General features: G+C 43.1%; 4 protein-coding genes. All 4 read left to right on the top strand.

Annotated elements, in window-relative coordinates; genetic code table 11:
* The first annotated feature begins 136 nt into the window (after positions 1-136).
* The 4 genes from ACZFYI_RS13690 to ACZFYI_RS13705 all read left to right on the top strand — a co-directional run bounded on the left by ACZFYI_RS13690 (position 137) and on the right by ACZFYI_RS13705 (position 6,210).
* On the top strand, positions 137-994 hold the full coding sequence (locus ACZFYI_RS13690) for an alpha/beta hydrolase (protein ID WP_462524690.1): 858 nt from the start codon (positions 137-139) through the stop codon (positions 992-994).
* 47 nt (positions 995-1,041) lie between these two features.
* Positions 1,042-3,234 (top strand): acylase, encoded by a 2,193-nt coding sequence (locus ACZFYI_RS13695; RefSeq protein WP_462524691.1) that lies wholly within the window; start codon positions 1,042-1,044, stop codon positions 3,232-3,234.
* A 135-nt stretch (positions 3,235-3,369) separates the two neighbouring features.
* On the top strand, positions 3,370-4,566 hold the full coding sequence (locus ACZFYI_RS13700; protein WP_462524692.1) for a hypothetical protein: 1,197 nt from the start codon (positions 3,370-3,372) through the stop codon (positions 4,564-4,566).
* 3 nt (positions 4,567-4,569) lie between these two features.
* Entirely contained in the window at positions 4,570-6,210 is a 1,641-nt protein-coding gene (locus ACZFYI_RS13705) for a hypothetical protein (RefSeq protein ID WP_462524693.1), read from the top strand.
* Positions 6,211-6,379 lie beyond the last annotated feature (169 nt).

Raw genomic sequence — 6,379 nt, forward strand, 5'->3', positions numbered from 1 at the left:
AGCGTCAGGAATGTAAAAAACTTTCTTGACGCTTTTTCTATTTTGACGCTCTGTTTTATTTTTATCTTACTTTTCGTGTAAAACTTTTTTGATTTGGTTTTTCATCAGAGTACTTTTCAAAAAACCTATCAATATCATGATCAAAAGAATTTCCTTTACGGTTTGGATTTGCCTCCTTTTTCTAAATCCTCTGTTTTCTCAAGTAGATACCATTGAAGTATTCAGCAAAGCAATGAACAAATCCCTCAAAGCCGCAGTCGTCAAGCCTGAGGGATACGATCAAAATAAAAAATCCTATCCAACTGTTTACTTGCTCCATGGTGGATCGGGAAGTTTTTCGGATTGGCACAAGAAAACCACAGAACCTAACCTTTTGGCAAATCTGGCCAATCAATATGGGGTAATCATCGTCACTCCGGGCGTTGGGCCTGCGTCCTATTACTACGACAGTCCCTTGCTTGATTCTGTTAAGTACGAAACCTATTTCATCAAAGAACTCATCCCATTTATCGACAGCAACTATAGAACTATAAATGATCGAAAATCACGTGCCATCACAGGTTTATCAATGGGAGGTCATGGTTCTTTGATGCTCAGTGCCAAACACCCGGAATTATTCATAGCTGCAGGCAGCATGAGTGGCGTGATGAATATTGATACCAGGATGTGGAAAGTTGGTGATGAATTCAGAAACCTTAGGCTTTCAGGTCAAAAAGCAATGTTGGGGGAAATCAATTATGATTCCCCCTACACTGAGTACACGGTGGTAGGTCTGGTAGAAAAAATGAAAACCAATGGGATTTCCTTAATTATCGATTGTGGGGTGGATGATTTTTTGTTGGAAACCAATAGGCAAATCCATCAATTGCTTCTTCAAAACCAAACTCCTCACGAATATACCGAGAGACCGGGTGCCCATACTTGGCAATATTGGACAGAGGCACTTCCTTTCCACATGCTATATATTGATAAAGCCTTTGGCAAAAACAAATAATGTCCCAAACATTTATTCAAATTAGAAATATTTACCCTTATTCAGGTATGATAAAAAAATCACTCTTAATTATTGCCCTTTTTGGGTTTTACTTTAATTCTTTCGCCCAAAATGAAGTTTCAAATTGGCAGCTTAGAGCACAAAGTACCGAAATCATCAGAGACCAATGGGGCATTCCTCATATTTATGGAAAAACTGATGCTGATGCGGTTTTTGGAATGGTCTATGCCCAATGTGAAGACGATTTCAACAGAGTCGAGGTCAATTACATCAATGCATTGGGAAGAATGGCAGAAGTGGAAGGCATTGATATGCTGTTCAGTGATTTTAGGATGAAACTGTATATTGATGAGGAAGTCTTAAAATCAGAATACCAAAATTCCCCGGCTTGGCTCAAAGAATTGATGAATGCATGGGCTGATGGTATCAATTATTACCTCCACTCCCACCCTGAGGTCAAACCAAAACTGCTTACAAAATTTGAACCTTGGATGGCTTTGGCATTCAGTGAAGGAAGTATCGGAGGAGATATAGAAACCATTTCTACCAACCAACTCAAGGCTTTTTATGAGGACAAATTGCTCTTAGAGATTCCTTCTGACCCGATAGACTGGCAGGAAGAACTCAAATGGCAGGAAGAACCCAAAGGAAGTAATGGCTTTGCGATAGCACCTAAGCTAAGCAAAAGTGGAAATGCCCTGCTGCTGATCAATCCCCACACGTCCTTCTATTTCAGACCGGAAGTACATATGGTCAGTGAAGAAGGTCTCAATGCCTACGGTGCGGTGACTTGGGGACAGTTTTTTATTTACCAGGGTTTCAATGAATACAATGGATGGATGCACACTTCAAGCAAAGCCGATGCAATAGACCATTTTGCACTGACAGTGGAAAATCGAAAAGGAAAGTACTATTACCTCTTTGGTAAAAAATGGCTTCCCCTGACTGAAAAGCAAATCAAACTCAAATACAAAGAAGGATATCAAATTAAAGAGCACTCCATCACCGCTTATTACAGTCACCACGGACCAGTCATCAAGAAGGATAACGAAAAATGGATCGCCATTGCGTTGATGGTGGAAAGGGAGAAGGCATTGACGCAGTCATTTACCCGAACCAAAACAAAAAACCATGAGGAGTTCAAGGCCACCATGGACCTCAAAACCAACTCCTCCAACAATACCGTCTATGCAGACCGAGATGGTAACATTGTCTATTATCACGGTAATTTCATCCCAAAGAGAGATCCCAAGTTTGATTGGAGAAATACCGTGGACGGAAGCAATCCTGCTACCGATTGGAAAGGGCTACACGAAGTCGATGAGATGCTTTTGATCGAAAATCCGGAAAACGGATGGATTCAAAACTGTAATTCTGATCCCTTTACAGCAGCAGGACCTTTTTCTCCGAAAAGGGAAAATTATCCTCCCTACATGGCATGGGATCTAGAAAATGCCCGCGGACTCAATGCCGTCAGGGTATTGACAGGACAGCAAGACTTTACCCTTGAATCCCTCATCCAGACAGCCTATGATCCAAGATTGATGGCTTTTGAGCCTCTGATTCCTGCTTTGCAAGAAGCTTATGACCGCCTGCCAAATGGTGCGGAAATAAAAGCAAAACTCAAAGCCCCGATGGAAGTTCTCCAAACTTGGGATAGAAATACAGGCAAAGAATCCGTAGGAACTACCTTGGCTGTATTTTGGGCAACTGCCCTTGTCCAAGCACCTAGGGAAGTTGATATGCCTTGGGATGCTTATTTATTTGATTTTCTAGTCAAAGGAACTTCCGACAAGACCAAACTGGAAGCTTTGGAAAAAGCCATCGAAAGGCTTGAGGAGGATTTTGGGACTTGGAATATCGCTTGGGGAGAAGTCAATAGATTTCAGCGCATCACCAATGACATTCAGGGGCGATTTGATGATAGCTTTCCGAGTCTGCCGATCGGATACAATTCCTCCTTTTGGGGTTCCTTGGCAGCCTACGGAAGTCGACCTTATCCCAATACCAAGAAATGGTACGGTAATGTCGGCAACAGCTTTGTGGCCGTGGTCGAATTCGGACCTAAAGTCAAAGCAAAAAGCCTGCTTGCAGGCGGCCAAAGCGGCAATCCATTTTCCCCGCACTTTGTCGACCAAGCCGAAAGGTACAGCAAAGGTGAATTCAAAGATGTCAGCTTTTATCGGGAGGACGTACTGAAAAACGCGAGGTATACTTACAGACCGGGAATAAGAGAATAGTGGTCAGTATTCAGTCGCAGTTGGCAGTCGAAGTTAGCAGTCGCAGTTGGCAGTTGACAGGTAAATAATTTAAACTGATAAATGTTTTCTTCTAAAACCGATTGTATTTAAATTGATTGCCAAAATCAGCGTCATATGAACCACAATTTCACTTCCACGACCCTCACAGAGTCAGTACAATCCCAAACCACCACGGTTACCCGTGTGATTCCTACTTATGTCTATGCGACTGTTTTTGCTTCCTTATGTATTGCCGTTGGATTACAATGGGATATCTCTTGGCACATGAGTGTGGGCAGGGATGGCCTTTTTTCTCCGCCCCATATTTTGATTTATTTGGGTGCGGTGATTGCAGGGGTGTTTTCAGGAATCAAAGTTTTGAAGACAAGCTTTTGGGGATCCAAGGAAGAAAAGTCCCAAAACATTAAATTTTGGGGGATTTTTCATGGATCGCTTGGAGCCATGTTTTGTGTATGGGGAGCTTTTGCGATGTTGACCTCCGCCCCTTTTGATGATTGGTGGCACAATACCTACGGCCTTGATGTGAAGATCCTTTCTCCTCCTCATGCTCTTTTGGGTTTGGGAATGATGATGATCCAATTCGGGGCAATGATTTCCGTGATCGCTGCCCAAAATAAATTGGGAGAAAAAATGGATCCCCGCACCAAGTCCCACCTCCAATGGATGTATGCCCTGTCTTCCGGTTTTTTATTGGTAATGGTTTATACCTTGGTGTCTGAATATTTCTTTTTGAATATGCTGCATGAGGTTTTGACTTATCAGGTGGCAGCATTGATGTTTCCTTTGTTTTTGATTTCGATCTCTTTTGCTTCTCCCTATAAATATGGCGCTACCAAAATGGCCTTGATTTATACCTTTGTCATGGCAGCTATGGTGTGGATCATGCCTTTGTTTCCGGCTGAACCCAAGTTGAGTCCTGTTTTCAATTACATCACACGGTTCCAACCTTTTCATTTCCCCATCTTATTGATTGTTCCTGCTATAGTCATTGACTTTGCCGTTGAAAAATGGAGGAATTCGAATAAATGGCTTTTGGCAGTAATCCTGTCTTTGATATTTGTCCTTTTTTTCACTCCCGCCCAATGGTATTTTTCTGAGGTGTTGATTTCTGAAATCGGAAGAGGTTGGTTCTTTGGCAGGTTCTCTTGGCCCTATTTTGCCAATCCGGATTACGAATTCAGGTTCCAATTCTATTCCGCTACTGAGGGTTGGGATTTGATCAAAGGCTTAGCGATAGCTGTGGGTATAGGCATCCTGACTTCAAGAGTTGGGCTTTCTTGGGGCAATTGGATGAAGCAGGTGAAGCGATAGGACATGAAAAAAAGAATCCTTTTGCCTTTTCTTATTCTGCTTTGGTGTACTTCAAGCAGCCATATCGGAAGTCCCGGAGTCATCTATGAAGGTCTTTTAGGCCCTTACCGGATCCTTGCCAACATCATCCCTGCCGAAGTCGTCCCGGGAATTGCGAGGGTGACCATCATCCTTCCTGAAAATCCCGAAAATATCACTTTGGAAGTCCGCCCTGTGTATTGGTCGGCAGGTCTGAAAGGCACACCTAAAGCCGACCCAATGGTAGCGGTAGCAGGAGAACCGGGTAAATATGAAGGGGAATTGTGGTTTATGAATTCAGGAACTTCAAGTGTGCAGGTAATCATGCAAGCCAATGGGGAAACTTTTGAAGCGGTCGTTCCTGTCATGGCATGGCCTACCGCCAAAAATTCCATGACCTCCGAATTGGGTATTCCCTTGACTATTTTAGGGATATTCTTGGTAATCCTGATGGTTACCATCATTTCATCTGCTATGAGCGACAGCATCAGCGATCCGGGCAATGAAAGGAATCCCACTGCATACAAAAGAAGGAAATACGGCATCGCCATCGGGTCATTGATCATGATGTTGGTCCTTTGGGGAGGAAAGACTTGGTGGGATTCTGAATCAGAGAAGTATGACAATTTCCTTTTCAAGCCGATCGAAGCAAAATCAAAAATTCATCCTGAAACTGATGGGAATTACCTCCACCTTGAAATAGATACCAATACACTCAGCCAAGGCAAAACCACACGAAAACTCAGTTTCATCGTACCCGACCATGGCAAGTTGATGCATTTGTTTTTGATCAGAAAAGGGGATTTGGATGTGTTTGCACACCTGCATCCTGAGCGGATTGACTCTTTGAATTTCCAGGTAAAACTACCTGTAATCCCTGCGGGGGATTACCATGTCTATGCAGACATCACGAGGTACACCGGGTTTTCAGAAACAATTGTTTCGGATTTTTCCATTCCTGAAAATTCAAATTTCCAACTTATATCAAATACTGAAACAATCTTGGGACGGGATGATACTTATACTTTTTCCAATCCTATTTCAGGCAAAAAGACCACTTTGGATGGAGATATCATGGTATGTGGCAAACCGGGTATCAAAACCGATCTGCCGGACGGGTACTCGGCCGTATGGGAAACCGATGGAGAAAAATTTGAGACCGGAACACTTTATAACCTGGACTTTGCGCTTTTTGATCCGGAAGGAAATCCTGCAAAACTAGAACCTTATCTTGGGATGATGGGTCATGCGGTGGTATTGAAACATGATGGATCAGTCTATATCCATCTCCACCCTACCGGAAATTATTCCATGGGTTCGCAGCAGATGTTGCTCGAGCGGTTTGAATCCGGCAAAATAGGCTTCCAAAATTTGCCGACGGGACTGAGTTTCCAAGACAGCATCGATCAGGTTATCGAAGTATTTAACAGCTTGCCTGAGGCCGAAAGAGATAGCCTTTTGATGGGCAATATGGTCCATTTGGAACAAAATGATCCCGAACATGAGGACCACAGCATGGTCAGCTTTCCTTATTCCTTTCCACAACCTGGAAATTACAGGATTTGGGTGCAGGTCAAAATCGATGGAAGGATTGTGAACGGGGCTTTTGATGTGGAGGTGGGATAACTGACTACGTTTTCATTGAGTCTTTCACCCCATCAATGCATGTTTGTCCCAGGCAAACTTTACCAATTTGCTACCAAAGAAAATCAAAACAATGCCAACCAGGATATTGAGTTTGCCCATCAGCTTGGGGGTGACAAATCCCGAAAGCTGCTTGGCGATAAAGGCCTTG

The sequence above is a fragment of the Aquiflexum sp. genome, from assembly GCF_977115555.1.